General features: G+C 65.8%; 18 protein-coding genes. 5 read left to right on the top strand and 13 right to left on the bottom strand.

Annotation, left to right across the window (positions count from 1 at the left end; all coding sequences use genetic code 11):
• Window positions 1-4 precede the first annotated feature (4 nt).
• The 5 genes from AUCHE_RS06555 to AUCHE_RS06540 all read right to left on the bottom strand — a co-directional run bounded on the left by AUCHE_RS06555 (window position 5) and on the right by AUCHE_RS06540 (window position 4,515).
• Complete coding sequence (locus AUCHE_RS06555) at window positions 5-361, bottom strand: flagellar basal body rod protein FlgB (RefSeq protein WP_006502498.1); 357 nt, start codon at window positions 359-361, stop codon at window positions 5-7.
• Window positions 362-518: 157 nt separating this feature from the next.
• Window positions 519-1,571, bottom strand: a complete 1,053-nt coding sequence (locus AUCHE_RS06550; RefSeq protein WP_006502497.1) for a YdcF family protein — start codon at window positions 1,569-1,571, stop codon at window positions 519-521.
• 67 nt (window positions 1,572-1,638) lie between these two features.
• Window positions 1,639-1,791, bottom strand: coding sequence for a hypothetical protein (locus AUCHE_RS16565; protein WP_155889042.1), 153 nt, complete (start codon window positions 1,789-1,791; stop codon window positions 1,639-1,641).
• A gap of 46 nt (window positions 1,792-1,837) precedes the next feature.
• Window positions 1,838-3,814, bottom strand: a complete 1,977-nt coding sequence (locus AUCHE_RS06545) for an ABC transporter permease family protein (RefSeq protein ID WP_143114741.1) — start codon at window positions 3,812-3,814, stop codon at window positions 1,838-1,840.
• Window positions 3,811-4,515, bottom strand: coding sequence for an ABC transporter ATP-binding protein (locus tag AUCHE_RS06540; RefSeq protein WP_006502495.1), 705 nt, complete (start codon window positions 4,513-4,515; stop codon window positions 3,811-3,813). Before AUCHE_RS06540 ends, AUCHE_RS06545 begins: the two co-directional genes overlap by 4 nt.
• Window positions 4,516-4,851: 336 nt before the next feature.
• Here AUCHE_RS06540 and AUCHE_RS06535 point away from each other — a divergent pair, with 336 nt between their 5' ends.
• The 3 genes from AUCHE_RS06535 to AUCHE_RS06525 all read left to right on the top strand — a co-directional run bounded on the left by AUCHE_RS06535 (window position 4,852) and on the right by AUCHE_RS06525 (window position 7,115).
• Window positions 4,852-5,784, top strand: coding sequence for a phosphotransferase enzyme family protein (locus AUCHE_RS06535; RefSeq protein WP_006502494.1), 933 nt, complete (start codon window positions 4,852-4,854; stop codon window positions 5,782-5,784).
• A 396-nt stretch (window positions 5,785-6,180) separates the two neighbouring features.
• On the top strand, window positions 6,181-6,399 hold the full coding sequence (locus AUCHE_RS16560) for a hypothetical protein (protein WP_143114738.1): 219 nt from the start codon (window positions 6,181-6,183) through the stop codon (window positions 6,397-6,399).
• Between the two features lie 203 nt (window positions 6,400-6,602).
• Window positions 6,603-7,115 (top strand): hypothetical protein, encoded by a 513-nt coding sequence (locus tag AUCHE_RS06525; protein WP_006502491.1) that lies wholly within the window; start codon window positions 6,603-6,605, stop codon window positions 7,113-7,115.
• Between the two features lie 161 nt (window positions 7,116-7,276).
• Here AUCHE_RS06525 and AUCHE_RS06520 read toward each other — a convergent pair whose 3' ends face one another.
• On the bottom strand, window positions 7,277-7,684 hold the full coding sequence (locus AUCHE_RS06520; protein ID WP_006502490.1) for a hypothetical protein: 408 nt from the start codon (window positions 7,682-7,684) through the stop codon (window positions 7,277-7,279).
• Window positions 7,685-8,127: 443 nt separating this feature from the next.
• Between AUCHE_RS06520 and AUCHE_RS06515 the strand changes: the two genes are divergently transcribed.
• On the top strand, window positions 8,128-10,188 hold the full coding sequence (locus AUCHE_RS06515) for a hypothetical protein (RefSeq protein ID WP_006502489.1): 2,061 nt from the start codon (window positions 8,128-8,130) through the stop codon (window positions 10,186-10,188).
• A gap of 37 nt (window positions 10,189-10,225) precedes the next feature.
• The gene (locus AUCHE_RS06510) at window positions 10,226-10,648 is read left to right on the top strand and encodes an ATP-binding cassette domain-containing protein (protein ID WP_006502488.1); all 423 of its coding nucleotides are present in this window, start codon (window positions 10,226-10,228) and stop codon (window positions 10,646-10,648) included.
• Between the two features lie 21 nt (window positions 10,649-10,669).
• Here AUCHE_RS06510 and AUCHE_RS15570 read toward each other — a convergent pair whose 3' ends face one another.
• From AUCHE_RS15570 to AUCHE_RS06475, 7 genes are all read right to left on the bottom strand, one after another.
• A complete protein-coding gene (locus AUCHE_RS15570) occupies window positions 10,670-12,448 on the bottom strand; it encodes an ATP-binding cassette domain-containing protein (protein WP_143114736.1) in 1,779 nt (592 codons plus the stop codon).
• On the bottom strand, window positions 12,435-14,183 hold the full coding sequence (locus AUCHE_RS15565) for an ATP-binding cassette domain-containing protein (protein WP_006502486.1): 1,749 nt from the start codon (window positions 14,181-14,183) through the stop codon (window positions 12,435-12,437). Before AUCHE_RS15565 ends, AUCHE_RS15570 begins: the two co-directional genes overlap by 14 nt.
• A 248-nt stretch (window positions 14,184-14,431) precedes the next feature.
• Entirely contained in the window at window positions 14,432-15,253 is an 822-nt protein-coding gene (locus AUCHE_RS06495) for a CheR family methyltransferase (protein WP_006502485.1), read from the bottom strand.
• The gene (locus AUCHE_RS06490) at window positions 15,250-16,377 is read right to left on the bottom strand and encodes a protein-glutamate methylesterase/protein-glutamine glutaminase (RefSeq protein ID WP_006502484.1); all 1,128 of its coding nucleotides are present in this window, start codon (window positions 16,375-16,377) and stop codon (window positions 15,250-15,252) included. The genes AUCHE_RS06495 and AUCHE_RS06490 overlap by 4 nt, the downstream gene beginning before the upstream one ends.
• Window positions 16,377-16,742, bottom strand: a complete 366-nt coding sequence (locus tag AUCHE_RS06485; RefSeq protein ID WP_006502483.1) for a response regulator — start codon at window positions 16,740-16,742, stop codon at window positions 16,377-16,379. Before AUCHE_RS06485 ends, AUCHE_RS06490 begins: the two co-directional genes overlap by 1 nt.
• Before the next feature lie 233 nt (window positions 16,743-16,975).
• Complete coding sequence (locus AUCHE_RS06480) at window positions 16,976-17,410, bottom strand: chemotaxis protein CheW (RefSeq protein ID WP_040321773.1); 435 nt, start codon at window positions 17,408-17,410, stop codon at window positions 16,976-16,978.
• Between the two features lie 5 nt (window positions 17,411-17,415).
• Window positions 17,416-19,264 (bottom strand): chemotaxis protein CheA (locus tag AUCHE_RS06475; protein ID WP_006502481.1); only part of this gene is annotated, 1,849 nt, incomplete at its 5' end.

Genomic DNA, 19,264 nt, shown 5'->3' with positions numbered 1-19,264 from the left:
CTCCTCAGCCTTGGCCGGTGATGGCGATGCGCAGACGCTGGAACTTGGTGGTGACGGCGGCGCTGGCGAGTTGTGTGGTGAGCAGGGTCTGCTGGCTGGCGAGGGTTTCCTCGTCCAGGTTGACATTGGAGCCGTTGGTGCGGGTCGGTTCCAGGGAACGGACCCGGTCGATGCCGGCGGCGCCCGGGCGGCCGTTGGCGTAGGCCCGTTTGAGGCTGCTCTCGAAGTCGATCTTCCCGGCGAGGAAACCAGGGGTCTCGATGTTGGCGATGTTGTCCGCGATGGTGCGCTGGCGCAGCGACAGCCCGGTCAGGGACTGGTGCAGGGCACCGATGGTGTTGTCGCCGATGAGACTGGTCATCTGGTATCCCCCGATGGGTGACGGTGGTGGATGCGGGAGCCCGGGTGGGGACGGTCCCTCCGCCAGAGTCGTGTCGGCCTTCCTGGGCCTGGTGCAGCCATCCGTGGCTAGTTCTCCATCGGCCGGGAGGGGGCTTCCTTGAGGTGAACGTCCTCCCTCAGGCCATGGCGAGAACGAGCAGTCCGGCGACGAGCAGTCCGGCGACGATCAGGTGCCGTAGCCAGTGTTCCCGCAGTAGGGCGACGGACTCCCTCAGGAAGGCGGCAGGGCGGTAGTAGCCGGCGGTCGGCGCTCCGACGACGTGCATGCCCAGACCCAGCCTGCGGGAGAGAACCGCAGCTCGAACAGCATGAAAATCGTTGGTGCACACTACGATCCGAGAAGCTTGCAGTCCATTGAGGGCGAGGAGACGGTCGGTGAAGGTCAGATTCTCCTCCGTGGTGGTCGACCGGTCCTCCTGAAGCACCTTCCCCGGAGGAACCCCCTTGTCCTGAAGATAGGCCGCCATCGCCGCCGCTTCACTGACCGACTCGTTCCGACCCTGACCGCCGGAGACCACCATCACCACACCCTCCGGATCGTCCGACCGCGCGCGCACCTGCAGGGCCCGATCCAGCCGGGACGCCAGCAGAGGTGTGACCCGGTCTCCAGCCAGACCGGAGCCCAGGGTGACGACCACATGGACGTCGGTCGGCACTTCCAGGCGGGCGTGTGCCAACGCGTACACCACGTAGGACACCAGATGAGCCGCCAGATATGCCCCGTAGAAGGTCCCGAGGAAAGCCATGAAGGACACGACGAAGGACACGTGCGAGATCGACTCGTCCGAGACCGACCACAGCAGGGCCATCGGGAGGGCGATCACCGAGACACCCAGGGCGATCGGGAGCACCGTCGTACTGCCGATGCCCTCCCGGCGGATCACCCGGACTCCGTTGACGAAGAGCAGGCCCACTCCGGCCAGCACCGCCCAGGGCAGCAGGGCACTGCCCAGGAGAGCTGCGGCCAACACCAGGTGCCCGGCCCCGGCTGCCGCGCCCCAGGCCATCGCCGCGCATGTCGCCGAGCCCAGGATGAACAACGCCAGGAAACCGTCTGCGATCCGTCCGGTGTCCTGGCGCAGACGCCGCAGGAAGAACCATCCGAGTCCGATCGTGACCGCGGTGAGCGGGAGCGCCAGGATCAGGCCCAGGATCTTCTCATCGCTCATCGGACTCTCCTTGTTCGCTGTCGGCACCGCCGCCCGGCGGGAATCGTTCCCGTGTGGTCACGGATCGTCACCCCCTGATCGGCAGAGGCGGGCCCTTCTCGGTGAGATTGCGCACGATGACCATCTGCCGGGTCGCATGGGGCGACGCCTGGAGGTCGAGCCAGGCCAGTTGCCTGTCCCTGTCGTACGAGGAAGCGCCGGGGCGGCTTCGCGCCTTCATGCCGGGCACGGTTTCCCCAGGGAACCGGGGCTCCCGCCCGCGCCGGTCAGGGGCGGCTCTCCCGGCGCAGGCGGCCCGCCGTGGCGTTCAAGGCCAGCGAGGAGACGAGCAGCCCTCCGCCCAATCCGGCCGCCAACCAGGCCGGGCCGTTCCAGGAGAGGCTCCCTCCGAACAGCATGAACGGCGCAGCCAGCAGGAATCCGCTGGCCGCAGCTGCCGAGGCACAGAGCACCAAGGGGCCGAAGGTCTCCCGACGACGCGCCGACAGCAGCGTCTCCACCGGCGTTCCGGCGGCGCGCAGACGCCGGAAGACGTCTTTGCGTTCGCTGATCCCGGTGATCGCCGTGACCGTCATCGTGGCCGCCGCCAGGATGAAGGAGATGACGAGGACGAAGACCGAACCCCGCCGGATGTCGGACAGGTAGACGTTCGTGCCGTCCCGCAGGTCGGCCCCGGAGGCCATCGGCGCTCCCGGCGCGGCCTCCTGCATCGCCGAACGTACGGCCGCCGAATCCTCGTCGACGCGCAGAGTCACCCGGGAGGCGCCGGCCGAGGAGACGTCCACCATCGTCCCGGACGATCCTCGCTCCCGGGTCACGGCAAGCGGCACGCCACGGGCTTTCAGCGCCCGGTCGACCGCGGCCTGGGTGGCGTCGGCGCTCTGTGCCGGCACCGTCATGTCGACCGTTCCGGCCCGGCCGTGGACGACGGTGGAGGGGTCGTAGGCCATCAGGGCGAAGAAACCGGCTACGAAACAGGACATGGCCACTCCGGCGATCGGCCGCCAGGCGGCTCGCGGGGCCGCCACCAATCGACGACCGGCGATCAGGTCCGCGGCCGAACGCCGGGACAGGAGGATCCGCCCGTAGGCGAGCACACCGATGGGCCCGAGAACGGCGACCGCTCCGAAGATCATCAGCAGGACCACCAGGATGAGCCCCAACGACTGGTCGTCCTGGGCCCGGGCGACGAGGAAGACCCCGATCGAAGCCGCTGCCAATCCGATCCGCCACCACAGCGGAAGCGTCGTCGGCAGAGCCTCTGCCGTCGCCAACGGACGACGGATCGCCGCGCGGGTCAACGACTTCACCCGCAGGAACATCAGCAGGGCGACCAGGGCCGCCACCATCAGGACGGTCCGGACCGGAACGATCAGGTCGCCCACCTCGAACCGGCTGCCGGCCATCGATATCCGGGCGGCCACCGGAATGATCGCCAGGTGGAGGAAGATCCCGGCGAGCACTCCCGTCCCGGAGAGCACCGCGGATTCCACGGCGACCAACCGGCGCAGCAGGCCACCGGAGGCACCCGCCAGGCGGAGACGGGCGAACTTCTGGGCCCGGGCCTGGGCTCCCAGACCGGCAGCCGCCGACATCAGACCCAGCACCGGGACCACCAGCATCGCCGCGGCCAGGACCGACGAGGGCCCGTAGATGTCGACGAAAGCCGCGTCCCGTTTCCCGGTGAAACCGTCGATCCCGACCGGACCGGTGTAGCGGGATTCCTGGGACAAAGAGCTGAAAGCCGGCATGGTCGTCGCCGGGTCACCCGGCCGGTGGCCGACCACGGCCACGAGATCGTCCGGGCCACCGTAGGCCTCTTCCCCCAAGGTCGTCGTTCCCGACGGCGCGCCCAGTCCGAGGGTCTCGCCGCGTCCACCCAACCGGGAGTCCAGCGCCGGTGAGAGGGCGATCTCTCCGGGGCCGGGGAAACGGTTCATCCCCGGAGGAGCCGGAAGGACGCCGTGGTCCGTCGTGACCGGGGCCAGGTGCACGACGGTCACCTGCCGGTGGTCCAGGTAGGCGGTGGTGGTCCGTTGGGTCGCCACCGGCCGGTCGGACGCCGCCGGGGCCCACCACGCCTGCCGTGCCGCGCGGGAGTCGACCGCGACCACCATCGACGCCATCAGCAGGAGCACCGCGGTGGCCACGGCGACCGCGGCAGCAGACAGGAGCAGGGTCGTTCTGCGGCCCGGTGCCCTGCGGAACAGGTCGGCGGCCATCTGCCATGACGCGGTCCTCATACCGGGCAGACCTGTCCGTGCGTCGAGGTCAACGCCCCGTCCCGGACGTGGATCACCCGTTCGCACCGTTCGGCCATCGCCGGGTCGTGGGTGACCAGGACCAGAGCCGCGCCGGTCTCGCGCTGCAAGTTCTGCAGGATGGTCATGACTTCGTTCGCGGTGGCGGTGTCCAGCGCCCCGGTGGGCTCGTCGGCGAAGTAGATCCGGGGGCTGGTGATCAGTGCCCGGGCGATGGCGACCCGTTGGCGTTGTCCGCCGGAGAGCTGCCCCGGATGACGAGATCCCATCCCGTCCAGCCCGAGACGGATTATGGCCTGTTCGGCCGCGCCACGCGCCTCACGGGGGCGCGCGCCTTCCACCCACAGTGGAAGGGCGACATTTTCCAGGACGGTGAGTTCGTCGAGCAGTTGGCCGGACTGGAAGACCAGTCCGAAGTCGGTGCGCCGCAGCCGGGTGCATTCCTCCTCCCCGAGGGAGGAGATCTGTCGGTCGAGGCCTTCACCGTGGTAGGTGACCGTTCCGCGAGTGGGCGCGAGGATGCCGGCCAGTGCGTGCAGCAAGGTGGTCTTCCCGGAACCGGAGGGGCCCATGAGCGCGGTGGAGGTTCCGGCGTGGATGTCGAGGTCGACGTGGTCGAGGACGATGGTGGGACCGTAGGCGTGGTGAAGACCTCGAGCGGTCAGGAGCGGTTTCCTAGTCACCTTTCGACCATATTTTTCGGGCTCTGACCTGCACCTCGACCGTCCGGACGAAAAATCTGGCGAGGGGTCGTCCATATGGCCGGTTTCTCTGGGCGTGTCTCTCACCGGACGGGCTTGTCGCGCGCCCTCTCGTTCGCGGGGAACCCCGCCTCGATGTCGGATATTTCGCTTCTACAGGAGAGTCCGCAGCCCTCGCCCGGAGATTTCATTGCGGTGAGTGTGTCTTGACGTGAGAAGTGCCCTTGACCTGCGATGATGCGGTTGTCTAAGTCGATATCAGCAGGATCCAACAAGATCAATCACGAGCGGGTTTGGCAGACACTCAAGGAGTGAGATGTGATTCCCGAGGCGCTTGAGGATGCCGAAGAGGATGCACGCGCCGTTCTGGATATGTGGGGCATGGATGAACCCCTAGCTAAGGAGACGAGCGGACTCAATAAGGACACCTGGCAGGTCGGGGAAAGACACTGGCTTGCGGCAGACAGAGTTGACGTCCAGAATCTCTGGCGCACTGTTGACGAACTGCTAGGTCGGCATGAGCTAGCGGGCTACGATCTCCCCCGTGCGCTACCGGCCACCACAGGAGAGCCGCTCGTGCACTTTCGAGGACGGTTGTGGCGTCTTACTGAGTCGGTCAATGGCGTCGTCCCAGTGGCGAGCCGCGTCGCAGACCTCGAGTCGGTCGCGGTTGGGATGGCGCGACTCCACGCCGCGATGGCACCGCTCCCACAACGGTTCGGGGCCGCTGCGGTGTCGTCGGAGACGTATGCCGAACGGGCCCGCCAGTTCCTTGAGCACGCTGCCCTGCCATTTTCTACTGAGGAGCACAGCCAGGTCTGCGAGGGACTTCGACTGTGGGACAAGAGACCGCGCAACCTCATCGCGCCACAGGTGATTCACGGTGACCCGTCATACCCTAACCTCCGCTGCAATGCCGACTGCCAGCTTACGGGACTAATAGACTGGGAGTCGGTGCGCTGGGACAGTCCCTTGTATGACCTCGCAGTGGTTGGCCAGACGGTCTTCTTCCGATCCGGCTGGCAAGACACTCTGAAGGGGCTCGATCGCTTGTTGACGGCATACGCGCGATCCGGAGGCCGAGAGTACGCGATGCCAGACCTGCTTCACACTCTGCTGGGTATCAAATTGGAAAGTGTGGCCCATCACGGCCAGAAACTGCTCGATGGACACGGCGACGCCGACCTGGTGCGGTCCCAAGCCGGAAAGATTTACACCATCTCGGCTCTCTTGAATGAGGCGGCCTTGTAGTGGCTATCCCATGAATCTGCCATTGTGTATCGCGTCCCACGTGGATGGCGACCTGCACGGCGCATGCACTGTTCTCCAGCACGACGACGCGATGTACTGTCGCTCTTACGGCGCGAAGGACGACGTAATCCCCAATGAGTACTTCGTTCTCGGCTACTACACGCCTATCAGCATCTCAAGGGACCTGTCGTCACGCTACCTTCACGTCGGGCGTGGCACGGAAGAGGCGAAAGCGCATCGGGGAGCGACGTTCCCGCCGCGGTGGACCTATTTCATCGGAACTGGCGCGCACGGAGCACTGGCATGACGACTGACTGGGTGCAGTGCGACATTGTTTTCGCTCGCCATGGGCACGCTCACACCGGGGGTGAAGTGTATGGCAGCGACGAGGTCCGCATGCTGCCATTGCAAGGGCACGCCCAGGCCGAGGAACTAGCTCAACAGCTGACCTCCTGGAAGCCAGGTGTGGTCATCGCCCCCTGGACAGGCCTGTTCACCCAGGCCTGGACCAACCTCAAAACCCACCCCCGCCCTGATCAGCAACAACACCCCCACCCACACCGACTGCAGCATCTCTTCGTCCGTGGAAGACGACGCTCACCAGGGGGCCGATAACCCGGCCATTGCCGTACCCACCTGCCACAATCCAGGCTCAAACAACAGCAACAGCAACAGCGCCAGCTACGCCGCCGCCCCCATCCGATGAAACATCCGGGCTAGCGTCATGACATCCCCTGCGGGGGCGGGCTCGGAATGAGCCTCGGGGTGTACATGCCTGGCAGTGGTCAGATCGTCATCCTCACCCCAGGAGATCCGACATGTCCTCCCCCGTTCACAGCTACACCGGCGGAACGAATCCGTCGCGGAATGACATTCTGCTCCATCGAGTGGCACCGGCTACGCCCGCTGTCCTCTCTTTGCTGGCCTTGGGGTATGGCGCCTTCGCCTGGCAGGACCGGTTGCCGGGGCAGTTGGCCAACAGTTTCGACCACACCGGGCAGGCCGTCGGCTTCACCACTTTGCCGGCTCTCCTGCTGACACTGGGTCTGATGTCCCTGTCCTCCCTCGTCGCCCTGGCCATACCTTGGCAGAAGGGTGCCCTGAACCAGCTGATGATCGTCGCCGCGAACTTCGTCGCTCTGATCTGCTGTGTCGCGGGCCTGGCCGTGCTCCGCCTGAATCTCGACGTGGCGGATCCCGCGACGGTCTCCCTTCCGGGCTGGGGGCCGTGGATCACCGTGCTGGCTCTGGCCGCCATGGCTGCCACGGCCGTGGTCGTGGTCTGGATCGGCCTCAGCCGGGCCCAGCGTCGCGACTCTGCCGCCCGCTGAGCCCGGCGTCTTCCTCGCTACCTGGTTCCTCGCCTTGAGTCTTTAAGGGATTCCGGCCACCAGTGCCCCTGCGGGCCTCCGCCCATTCAGTGTGCCTTCTTTCTCGGCCATTAATTCCAGATGGCGGGAGACCGTTTCCTCAGGGGCCCGGCCGGAAGAGATCAGGGCTGGAGAGAGAATGAATTCACGGGATTCATGTCGCGGAAAATGCATTCCCCAGCAGGGACGGAGGCCGCGACGCCCCCGGTCCCGTTGTAACCGAAGTACAAGGTGAGCTTGGCGCCTCCGGTCTGATTATTGCAGAAATGCCAATGACCGGTTACATCCGTCAAATTGTAGGTGCCGTACTTGTAGTAGTGGTTGACGATGCCGCGAAAGTTTTCCTTCAGGCAGGCGTGCCCGCTAGGGCAGTCTGAGTGCATCGGGGATGCCGGCAGGGGCGCCAAGGCAACGGTTTCCATGGACTGCGGAGCCATGCTCGGCGCGCTTGCCGAGGCAGGCATTCCGGCCAGGAATGACGTCGATAGTGCCAGTGTTGCAGTAGCCACAGAGAAAATGGTGGAAGACATGGTCCAGCCTCCTGTTCGGATAAAACGAGGGCGCGCATCATGACGGCAGGAGAGGTCTCTCCTGAGGGCGCACTTCCGTATCGAGGAATCATTTGGTGAGAGAAAGGTTCCTCGCCCCGAAGGCTAACTCATGTATCTATCCCCACCCGGAAGGTTTACGGCGTGTCCCTCGGCGAGGAGTTCGTAGAACCGATCGGCACTCTCGGTCCACCTGCAGGAAAACCACACTATGCGACATTGCAACCCAAATCCGACAAAACCACCATCGAGGCCTTTTTCTGTCGACACATGGTTCAATCTTCTTCAAGAAGGGCTCAGAAAAATCGTGAGATGTGATCTCACCATGACTCGCACCACACCCGCAGGCCTCCACCTGCGCCCTAAGAGCACGCTCCTCACACCGGAGGCACTGACCTCGAATCCTGTTCCGCAAGAGAAGGGCAATGAAAAAGAATCTAGGTCATATCACCTACGCCCTCGCGACAGTCTTCTGTTTTCTACTGGGCTTCACCGTGCTCTCCATCGCGGACAGAAATATCCCCCTCGCCGAGAGGCCGACACATGTCGCCCTCGGCGGAGGGACAAAATATTCACATGACGCGACCTTTTCCGAGATAGCGCGGTTCGTCGGAGAACATCGAGTGACCGTAGGTCGCCACAAGGAAGACCTCTCCACCCCGGAGAAGAACCGGGATCTCTTCCTCCTCCGACCATCACAGACAGGGCGGACGACCCCCACCTGGTCGACCTATCCGGATGTCAACCGGAAGATGAAAACCACCGTCCACCAGCTCGAAACCCATCAATTTGAAGGGTGGGCCGGTAAATATCTCATCTACGGGAGTCCAGAAAAAGCAGAACTCTTCGCGGAAGCAATGCGTTCGCAGGGCTTCACCGCCCACATGGCACCCCCGTCCACCGCCTTCCTGTTCTTCACCCAAGAAAGCGGATCACTGTGGAGCGCCGTCGGCATACTCGCCGCGTTAGCAACGACACTCGTCGCATCCCAGTTCTCCCGGAGCAAATCCTTCGGAATCATGAAGTTGCACGGCCATACGATCGGCATCACCCTGGCCAGAGATGTGCGCAGCGCATTCCGGGCAGCAGCCATCTCGTCGGCCCTGTGCGCGGTCGTGTCCGTCCCCCTCTTGCGGGCCTACAACGGAGCCGCCCAATTCCTCACCTATCTGCAGCTGTCGATCACCCTCGGCGCGATCGCCCTGGCCCTGCTCACCCTCGTCCAGGCCACTGCGCTCGTCGTCGTCTGGAAGATGACCGACCTCCTGAACCAACTCAAGGGAAGACTCGAAGGCGTACCCGTGATCGGAGTCACCTACGCACTGCGGGCCCCCACCGCCATCATGCTCATCGTCCTGACCATCACGGCTGCCATATCGGGCGAAGAACTCCAAAGATTCACCGAGCAACGCTCGCTCTGGACCGAAACCGCCGCCCGCTCCGGCCGCCTCCTGTTCACCGGTGACGGCTCCACAGTCGTCGACGCCGACTCCGAGAAGAAGATGGTCGAAAAGGTCGGCCCCTGGCTCGAACGCAAGGCCGCGGCCGGCGAGATCTACCTGGCCTTGGTCGTGCAGGCATCCCGAGGAGACACGCTCGACCCGGAAGACGTACTCATCGTCGACCCCGCGTATCACGAACGCCACCCCACCTCGACCGGCGGACGAACCGGAAAACCATCCCCTGGCGGGGAAAAAACCGTCGACGTCGCGCTACGCGACGGACACCCAGAGAAGACCGCGCCGACGGCCGAGGCCCTCGAGCACATCCTGCAGCCGATCCTGAAAGAACCCCCTGAACTCACCTTCCCGACACGGCTCCCCCCGGACAGTCTGCAATTCACCTACGGGGCTCATTCCTCCTCCCACGGGATACTCCCCACGACGCGGGCCTCCGCAGTCCTGACCCTGTCACCCGAGAACCTGCGCGCAGACACCTTGGTCAGCGCAGCCACCTCCGGCGGCCTCCTGGTGAAAGACCCCGAAAAGGCCAGGAAGGACATCGAGGACGACCCCGAACTCTCACAAGTCATCCACAGTGTTCAACCGGCCGGCGCGCACTCGGCTCAACGCTACGAAGAAGCCCACCGCACATTCGTCTTCACCGCAATCGGCCTGACCGCGAGCGCCCTGGCTCTCACGGCGACATCATTCGGCCTGGTCACCGCCTATGCCACTCTTCGCCGGCAGCGAACCTGGGTACGAAAAATTCATGGTTGGAGCTTCACCCGTACCTACCGCAGGGTGCTGACGACGGAGGCAGCCCTGTGGGTGGCGCTGCTGCTGGGTTTCTCCTGGACCGCGAGGAACAGATATCTCGCAGCGCACAGCTCGGCCCTGTCCGACGGTTCGTCGCCGACGCAGGCCCTCGCGTGGGCGGCCGCCGTGCCCCTGTCCTGTGGCGCGGCTCTCGTCGTCGGCTTTCTCTCACTGGTGTTGATGCTCCTCCTGCTGGACCGGCGCATCAACACCCACCGACTTTCGTGACCTCCCCCATCCCCTGATCGAACGGACAGGTCGAACCATGCCAGCCGACCGGCTTCTCCACGTGGACGCTCTTCGCAAAGCCTTCGGGGACCACCAGCTGTGGAGTGCGCTGACCTTCTCCGTACCCGCCGGTGAGCTGCTCGCGATCCGCGGTGCCAGCGGAAGCGGGAAATCGACCCTGCTCAACTGCATCGGTCTGCTGAGCACCCCGGACAGCGGACGGATCGTGATCGACGGGGTCGACATCCTCCGGGTCGGACGTCGCCGACACCGCCATCTCCGCCGACACGCCCTGGGGTATCTCTTCCAGGATTACGCGCTCATGGAGGAGGCCAGAACCTCGAGGTCGCTGCCCGACCGCGCGGTCCTTGTCGCCACGCACAGCGACCGGGTCGCGGCACGGTGCGATGCGGAACTCCACCTGAGCGGTGACGAAGCCCCGCAGCGACGCGAGAGTTGACCGCCACGAGGCCGCCGGAGATCACCGGGGCGGGAGACCCGTGTCATCGGACGAATAGGCGGCCTTCCGTTTCAGGACGTCACGGGCGTATTCGGGATCGCCGGCCATGAGTTCCTCGTGCGTGCCCGTGGCGACGACCCTTCCCTCGTCGAGGTGGATGATGCGGTCGGCCCTGATCCCGGCAGCGAAACTGTGGCTGACCATGATGCGCGTCGTCGAAGAAGGCAGGTCGCCGAAATCACGGGCGAACAGTTGGTCCTCGTGGAGGGGGTCCAGCGCGCTGCTGGGTTCGTCCAGCACGACGAGCCAGGCCCGGTCGTCGACGCGTGGGCGTGCACTCGCGATGAGCTGCCACTGACCACCGCTCAGATCGGTAGCGCCGAGGTCGCGGGCGAGATCGGCGGGGCCGTCCACCCCGATGCGGTGCTCGAAAGGTGCCAGCGCGTGCAGGGCCTCCTCGGAGGTCACCTCGTCCATGCGGTTGCCCCGCCCGGCCGCGATCTCCGTACGCAAGGACAAGGCGAGGCGGAGAGGCGTCTGGAAGACTCCGGTACAGGTGGTGTCCATCTGTGAGGGGACCTCAGGATCACCCACGGTGATACGTCCGGCGCTGGGCGCCAGGATCCCGACGATCGTGTCGATCAAGGTGCTTTTCCCGGCCCCGTTCCTGCCCACGACGGCGACCTTCTCGCCGTGCCCAATCGTGAAGCTGACCTGTCTCAACCCTTCGTGGCCGTTGGTGAAACGGACGCTGACCTCCTCGAAGACGATGTCGCCGGGGGCGCCGAGCAGGATATGGCGCTCGGATCTGCGGCACAGGCACTCGAACTCCTCGAGGTCGTTGATCCGGTGACTGATCGAGAGGAATTCGACGAGGGCTTGCTGCAGGCCGAAGACGCTCCCGTAGAGCACCAGGGCCGCGAGACTCACCCCGACGACAGCGCCGGCATTCCGATCGGCCCCGCTGCTCTCCGACAGGCTCAGCGCCACGACGGCCACGGCGGCGCAGATGTAGACGAGTTGAGCCCCGATGCCCATGGCGGCGATACGCAGGTCACCTCGTCGGCGGGCGGCCGCCCAGCGTCTGGTCCTCGTGGTGAACTGTTCGGTCAGGGAATCGCTGTACTGCATCGCCACGCTTTGCCGCGACGACGGCGCGTGGGCATACGTCCGGAGCATGTCGAGCACCAGCCAGCCGTGCCCACCGGCGACCCGATCCGTCTGCACGGCGCAACGTGCCTGCCCGGACGCGACGACGAAAGCCGGGACACACGCCAGCCCCAGAAGGGGCGACCAGCGGTTGAGCGTCGACGCGGAGGCCACGACCCCGATCGGGAAGATGAAGGAGTTCAGCATGCGGATCGTGGCGGACCAGGCGTCCCCGATCTGTTCGCCCCCTTCGGCCAGGCGGGTACGAAGATGCGCGATGCGGTTCTCGTCGGCGTCGTTCTGGTGGCGCAGGAGCGTGAGAGCGGCGAGGAGACGCAGGTTGACGGCCTCGACGATCCGCACGTGCAACACATTCTGGCTGCCGACGCCGACGACGACGAGAAGCCAGTTCCCACCCCAGCACGCCAGAGCGGCACACCCCAGGAGGAGAGCGCCTCCCAGGTTCTTCGCCAGGCCGAAGTCGACCAGACCGGAGACGATGACCGGTTGGAACGACTGGATGAGATAGGCCGCCGAGAGCGCGGTCGAGAGCAGGACCAGACGGCGGTCGGTCCGCCACGCCAGGGCGAGAAGAGCGGCGGTGGCGTGCCATGACACCGACCTCGCGGGTGTCGACTCACGCGTAGACACGGGCCTGGGTCCTGTACAGCTGCGCGTAGAGCCCGTCTTCTCGCATCAACTGCGCGTGGCTTCCGCGTTCGACGATGCTTCCCTCCTGCATGACCAGGATCGTGTCCGCCAGCCGAACCGTCGAGAACCGATGTGAGACCACCACGGCACACGCGGAGGGGTGCCGGTCGAGGACCTCGCGGAGGAGTTGCATCACTTTCAGCTCGAAGCCGACGTCCAGAGCCGCACTCGGCTCGTCCAACAGGAGCAGCCTGCTGCCCCGTTGTACCGCGTGCAGCGCGCGGGCGACGTTGACGCGTTGCAGCTCTCCGCCGGACAACCCCTGCATCTGACGGCCGTCCCCGCCGTCCCCACCGCACAGTGACGCCAACTCCAGGTGTTCGCAGACCGGACAGGAGTCGTGGAGCTCCCGGTGCGACCCCAGCCAGGGTGAGCTGTTGTAGAAGACGTCCCCGGGCAGGGCGAACGGCGTCTGGGGCATGAACGCGATATGTCCGAGGGTGTGGGCGCGGGCGGCAGACGTGCCGTCGACCGTGATCTCCCCCGCGCCCGGGAGCCGGGAACCGGCCAGCAGCTGGGCGAGGGTGCTCTTGCCTGCCCCGTTCTGTCCGACGATCGCGACGATCTGGCCCGGCTCGACGGCGAGCGAGACCTCGTCGAGAACCGAGGTGCTGCCGTCGTACGTGAAGGAGACCCGCTCGACGACGACACCGGAGGACCGTTGCCCGTCGGACGGGCGCAGGTTCTCGTCCGGGAGAGGGAGCTCGGCGGGCGCAGCTCGTCGTGTGCCCGTGAACCACCGCGTGTAGGAGGCGAAGATCCGGTCCACACCGGCCAGGGCGCCGAAGCCGGACAGCCCGCTGACGGCTTGGAGGACGGCTACCGGACCGGCCGGGGAACTCCCGTTGAGCAGGGCGGCGACGGCGGTCGCGATGACCAGGGCGAAGGTGAGCACGGCCGGCGCTGAATTCCTGACTTCCCGCCGGAGAGTGCGCAGGTATTCCCGACGTGCTGTGGCCTGCACGTGCGCGAGCCGACATCTCACCTGGCGCGTCAGCCAGGGCATCAGTCCGTGGACGAACAGTTCGGTGCGATGTCGAGGGTCCAAGGCTGCCGCCTGGAGAACGTCCGCTTGTTTCTTCTGCCGGCCGGAGTCCGGGGACGACGAGATCTGCGGAGCGATGTGGAGATGTTGGGCGAGCAGCATCCCGGCGAAGGCGCAGACAGCCAGAAGCGGACTCCACAGGGCGATGACCACGATCGAGGCGACTCCCCGGACGCGGTTGCTCACCCAGTCGTAGACGGCTTCGGGAAAATGACGGATGTCCCACGAATGCGCCAGCTCGGCGTACTCGCTGGGAGACATGGCCGTTGCCCTCTCCTCGTCCCGGGCAGGCGCATGAGCTCCGCGCAGGAAGGCTTCCGCGGTCTCGAGGTGCACTCGCGTGGTGAACTGTTCGGTCCACAAGGCCGTCGTCAGTTCAGCGACTTGAGGTCCGAGCAGGGTCGACCCGAGAGATACCGCCAGGACGACCCAGACCGTCCGGGAGATCGGCTCACCCTGGGAGTGGTCGGCCACGGTCTGCGCGATGGTCAGGACGAAGACGGCATTGGCCGTCGCGCCCACCAACAGAGTGATCAGGGTGGCCGGTGCCCACACGGGAGCGGCGCGCAAGGACAGCGCCACCGCAGAGAGGAGATCAGGCGCGCGGGCTGAAAAAGCGCTGGTGGTCACACCTCGCTCCAGGCCATGACGAAATAGGCGAACTGAGATTCCATCGGAGCTCTTCATGAATGTGCCGGACCGTTGGTCAGCAGCTCGAGTTCAACCTACAGATTCTCCGGATCCTCACAGCACACGACATTATGAGGTGAGTCACAGATCTCCCGGCCTCCGTCACACGTCAACGGCCTTCGGCACACGCCAGCGGCCCGTGTTCCTGGGGTGGGGCAACCCCGGCCGCCCCACCCCGTCGCGAACGCTCAGGCCTGCAAGCGATAGACCGTGGCCCGTCCGATGGTGTGCCGCACCCACTGCTCGTCCACATTCATCGTGGTCTCCGCGCCGCCCAGGAAGAGATAACCGTCCGGACGGAGCACCTTCTTCACCTGGGCGAGGATCTTCTTCTTCGTGTCGACGTCGAAGTAGATCAGCACATTGCGCAGGAAGATGATGTCCATCGGCGGCATCGGCGGGAAAGGCTCGGCCAGATTCAGGAACTTCGTCTCCACCATGTTCCGCAGACGCACGTCGATCTGGTAATTCATGCCGTGCCGGGCGAAGTAACGCACCAACAGCTGCGCAGGCAGACCCCGGTTGACCTCGAACTGGTTGTAGATGCCCTCCTTGGTGCGATGCAACATCTGCGTGTCGATGTCGGTGGCCAGCAGACGCACCCGCCAACTCGGGTCCGCGCCGATCAGTTCCTGCACCAGCATCGCGATGGTGTAGGGCTCCTGGCCGGAGCTGCTCGCCGCGCACCAGATCGACAGGGAACGTTCCCGTCCACGCTGCACCAACAGCTCGGGCAGGATCGTGTCGGACAGCGCCCGGAAGGGGTGGATGTCCCGGAAGAAGGACGTCTCGTTCGTGGTCATCGCCTCGACGACCTGGTCACGCAGCGGCCCGTTCGGCTGCTGACGCAACTTGGCCACCAGGTCGGCCACCGAGGCGTCGCCCCGTTCCCGGGCCAAGGTCTGCAGGCGGGACTCGATCAGGTATTCCTTGCTGCGGTCCAGCACGATCGCTGCCCGCGCCCGCACCACCTGACTGATGAAGTCGACATCGGTGCCGGAGATGCTCATGGCGTCCTCCTGGGAGCAGGCCCACCCGAACGGGCCTTGGTCACTCGCTCGGTGATGGTCTCGGCGAGCTTGCCGAGCGGCAGGACGTCACAGGGCAGGCCCGCGTGCACGGCGGCCCCGGGCATGCCCCAGACCACAGAGGTCGCCTCGTCCTGCACGATCAGGCTTCCCCCGTTCCGGATGATCTGTTCGGCGCCCCGGTGCCCGTCGCTGCCCATCCCGGTCATGATCACGGAGAGCACGTGGGCTCCGTAGATCTCCGCGATCGACCGGAACATGGGGTCGACCGCCGGGCGGCAGTAGTTCTCCTGGGGGCCCTGGTCGAGGACGACCACCGGCCCGTTGGCCTTCTGCTGGAAACGCATGTGCCAGTCGCCGGGGGCGATGAGCACCTGCCCGGCCTTCACCGGGTCGCCTTGAACGGCCTCCCGGACGGACAGTTTCGCCTTCCCGTCGAGGCGTTGGGCGAACAGCTGGGTGAACACCGGCGGCATGTGCTGGGTGACGACGACAGGTACCGGGAAATTCGCCGGTAGCGCGCTGACCACGGTGGTGAGCGCGTCCGGCCCGCCGGTGGAGACGCCGATGGCGACGACGTCGATCCGCCCGCCGGGAGCAGGAGTCGGCAGGGGTCCGGCGGTGCTGCCGGCGGCCTGTCCGGCCGGAGGCGCCCCACCGAAGGCCGGCCGGGCGATCCTCGGCTGTGGCGCGACCCGCCCGGTCAGCGACTTGATCTTGGGGATCAGCTGGCTACGGACGGCTTCCATCGATTCGGACAGGGAGCCGACGTTCGCCGGTTTGGTCACATAGTCGGAGGCGCCGCGTTCGAGGGCGTCCAGGGTCGCTCCGGCGCCCCGCTCCGTCAAGGTCGAGAACATGATGATCGGGAGCTTCTTGTACGTCTTGCGCACCTCGACGAGGGTCTGCAGCCCGTCCATGATGGGCATCTCGACATCGAGGGTCAGGATGTCCGGTTTGAGCATGGGGATCTTGTCGAGGGCGTTCTTGCCGTTGACGGCTGTGCCCACGACCTCGATCTCCGGGTCCTGCGCGAGGACGTCGGAGACCAGGCGGCGTATGACGACCGAGTCGTCGCACACCATCGCGCGGATCTTGGATGCCATCAGAGCAGCCCCAGCATGGCCAGCTTGTCCTCGATGATCTCCGTGGTGAAGGGCTTGATCACGTATTCGTGGGCGCCGGCGGCGAGTGCGCGGACGATATTGGCCTGTTCGGCCTCGGTGGTGACCATCATGAGGGTGATGTCGCGCCAGTCGCGGTTCTTGCGTACCTCGACGATGAATTCGAGGCCGTTCATGACGGGCATATTCCAGTCGACCAGGCAGACGTCGGGCAGTGGTCCGCGTTGGACGGCTTCGAGGGCCTGGGCGCCGTCGCCGACGGCTTCGACCTCGAACCCGAGGCTGTCCATGGTCCGCGTCAGGATCGTCCGCATGGCTCGTGAGTCGTCGATCACCAGTGCACGCATGTTCGTCCTCTTGCTGAGTATGAGGGCGTCCCTGGGGTGGGGCGCCTGGCGGGGCGGGTCCGCCGGGTGGCGGGTGTGGCGTGGGCTGTCGGGCCCGGGGCTCGGTCGGCGCGGAGGGTGCGGGGAGGTGCCGGGGCCCCTCCGGATCGAGGACGAGCGGTAGGTCACCTCCCCATCGGCGAAATCACTGAGTTATCAAGCACTCTCGCCAAGCACCCGGCGTGGGTGGGTTCTCAGGCCGCCTTTCCTCCGACGAGGACGGCCTTGTCGGCGTCCAGGACCAGCAACAGGTCGCGGTCGAGTTTGCAGACCTTGACCACGAGATCACGCACCTGGGTCGGCACGGTCTCCGGTGGAGCTTCGAAACGGTCCAGGTCGGGTTCGAGGACGTCGCCGATCTCGTCGACGAGGAGACTGGTGGCACCTTCGGAGGTGCGGACCACGACGTTGGTGACCGTCTCCCCCGGTTCTCTGGGCGGTAGGCCCATCTGGTGGCGCAGGTCGACGGTGATGACGATCTGGCCGCGCAGGTTGATCAACCCGGAGACCGCTTTGGGTGCCAGGGGGACCTTGGTGAGGTCCTGTTGACGCAGCACCTCTTGGACGGTGTCGACGGGGACGCCGAAGAGGTGCCCGCCGAGGCGGAAGGTGCAGTACTGGTTGGCCATGGTGATCACCGTGCTCCGGCGTAGTCTTCGTCCGAGAAGTGCTGCCCGTAGGTCTCCAGTTCCGGTGGCAGCATGCCCATGAGGGCGTGGTCGATATTGAGCAGCTCGGTGACATGCTCGTTGACCACGGCGGATCCGAGGTTCCCGCCGGTGTCCAGGTGGGTGCGGATCGCCAGTTCGTCCTCGACGATGTCGAGCACCTGGGAGACCACGAACCCGAAGAGTTGTTCGCGGTGCTGGCAGACGACGACCTGGAGGGGGGTGTTCTCCTCCATCGCGTCGTAGGTGCCGTAGTCGTCGGCCAGGCGCAGCAAGGGCAGGATGACCCCGCGGTACTGGACGACCTGGTTGGAGCCGACGGTCTCCACCCGGGACATCGGGAATTCTTCGAGTCGTTCGACGACCTTGAGCGGCAGCGCGGCCCGGCGGCCGTTGCCCAGTTTGACCACGAGCAGGGAGGTGGCGTCGCTGTTCGAACGACGTGCGGCTTCCTCGGCGGCACGTTTGGCGGCTTCGCCGGAGTCGTTGATCATGCCGGCGCGGGCGGCGAGGCTGTTCGCGTCGAGGATGAGTGCGACGCGCCCGTCGCCCATGAGGGTGGCGCCGGCGTACAGGTTGATGCCGCGGAGTTGTTTGCCCAGCGGTTTGACGACGATCTCCTCGGTGTCCTCGATGTCGTCGACGACCAGTCCGAACTGTTTTTCGTCGGCTTTGAGGACGGCGATGAAGGTGGTGTCGTGGTCGACCTGGTCGGCGTCGAGTTGTTCGCGCAGGTCGACCAGCGGCAGCAGGGCTCCGCGCAGTCGGTAGACGGGGGTCCCTTGGATGGTCTCGAGTCGTTCGGCGGCTTGTTCGCGGTCGAGCCGGACCAGTTCGAGGAGGTTGACCTGGGGGATGGCGAACATGTTCTCGTCGCCGCGGACCAGGAGCGCCGGGATGATCGCCAGGGTGAGCGGGATCTTGATGCGGACGGTGGTGCCTTCGCCGGTGACGCTGTTGATGTCGATGACGCCACCGATCTTCTCGATGTTCGTCTTGACGACGTCCATGCCGACGCCGCGTCCGGAGACGTTCGTGACGGCGGCGGCGGTGGAGAACCCGGCGCGGAAGATGAGGTGCATGGCGTCCCGGTCGCTCATCCGGTCGGCTTCCTCGCGGGAGATGAGCTGTTTCTCGACGGCTTTGTCGCGGAGCTTGTCGGGGTCGATGCCGGCGCCGTCGTCGATGATCTCGATGTTGACCTGGCCGCCTTCGTGGAAGGCCCGCATGAGCAGGCGGCCTTCGGCGGGTTTGCCCTTGGCGATGCGGATGTCTGGTTGTTCGATGCCGTGGTCGCAGGAGTTGCGGACCAGGTGGGTCAGCGGGTCCTTGATCGCTTCGAGGATGGTCTTGTCGAGTTCGGTGTCCTTGCCTTCCATCTCGACGCGGATCTGGCGGCCCATCTGGTTGGCCAGGTCGCGGACGACGCGGGGGATCTTGGACCAGACGTTGTCGATGGGCTGCATGCGCGTCTTCATGACGCCTTCCTGCAGCTCCCCGGCGACGAGGTTGAGCCGGTGCATGGACCGCATCAGTTCCTGGTCCTGGCGGGCGGCGGCCCGCTGGATCAGCTGGTTACGGGTGAGGACGAGTTCGCCGACGAGGTTCATCAGGGTGTCGAGGAGGTCGACGTCGACGCGGATGCTGGAGTCGGCGACGCTGCGACGTTGCTGGGTTTCGCCGTCGCCACCGGTGGCTGCTTTGGCCTTGGGGCTGGTGGCGGCCTGGGCGGCGGTGGACTGGGCGGCGTCGGCGGCTTTCGCGGCGGCGGCGGGCGCGGTGGGGATCGCCGTCTCGGGGGTGCCTCCGGCGGGT

Origin of the sequence: Austwickia chelonae NBRC 105200 (assembly GCF_000298175.1) — a bacterium.
Taxonomy (GTDB): domain Bacteria; phylum Actinomycetota; class Actinomycetes; order Actinomycetales; family Dermatophilaceae; genus Austwickia; species Austwickia chelonae.
Note: the sequence above shows the minus strand (reverse complement) of the source record. Positions and strands in the feature narration are given on the sequence as shown.

Coding starts and splice junctions, on each gene's coding strand:
- AUCHE_RS06490 (WP_006502484.1), bottom strand. CDS start 16,377: ATGGCATCCAAGATCCGCGCGATGGTGTGCGACGACTCGGTCGTCATA.
- AUCHE_RS06555 (WP_006502498.1), bottom strand. CDS start 361: ATGACCAGTCTCATCGGCGACAACACCATCGGTGCCCTGCACCAGTCC.
- AUCHE_RS06525 (WP_006502491.1), top strand. CDS start 6,603: ATGTCCTCCCCCGTTCACAGCTACACCGGCGGAACGAATCCGTCGCGG.
- AUCHE_RS06495 (WP_006502485.1), bottom strand. CDS start 15,253: ATGAGCATCTCCGGCACCGATGTCGACTTCATCAGTCAGGTGGTGCGG.
- AUCHE_RS16565 (WP_155889042.1), bottom strand. CDS start 1,791: ATGAAGGCGCGAAGCCGCCCCGGCGCTTCCTCGTACGACAGGGACAGG.
- AUCHE_RS06550 (WP_006502497.1), bottom strand. CDS start 1,571: ATGAGCGATGAGAAGATCCTGGGCCTGATCCTGGCGCTCCCGCTCACC.
- AUCHE_RS16560 (WP_143114738.1), top strand. CDS start 6,181: ATGCTGCCATTGCAAGGGCACGCCCAGGCCGAGGAACTAGCTCAACAG.
- AUCHE_RS06510 (WP_006502488.1), top strand. CDS start 10,226: ATGCCAGCCGACCGGCTTCTCCACGTGGACGCTCTTCGCAAAGCCTTC.
- AUCHE_RS06480 (WP_040321773.1), bottom strand. CDS start 17,410: ATGGCCAACCAGTACTGCACCTTCCGCCTCGGCGGGCACCTCTTCGGC.
- AUCHE_RS06545 (WP_143114741.1), bottom strand. CDS start 3,814: ATGAGGACCGCGTCATGGCAGATGGCCGCCGACCTGTTCCGCAGGGCA.
- AUCHE_RS06515 (WP_006502489.1), top strand. CDS start 8,128: ATGAAAAAGAATCTAGGTCATATCACCTACGCCCTCGCGACAGTCTTC.
- AUCHE_RS06520 (WP_006502490.1), bottom strand. CDS start 7,684: ATGTCTTCCACCATTTTCTCTGTGGCTACTGCAACACTGGCACTATCG.
- AUCHE_RS06485 (WP_006502483.1), bottom strand. CDS start 16,742: ATGCGTGCACTGGTGATCGACGACTCACGAGCCATGCGGACGATCCTG.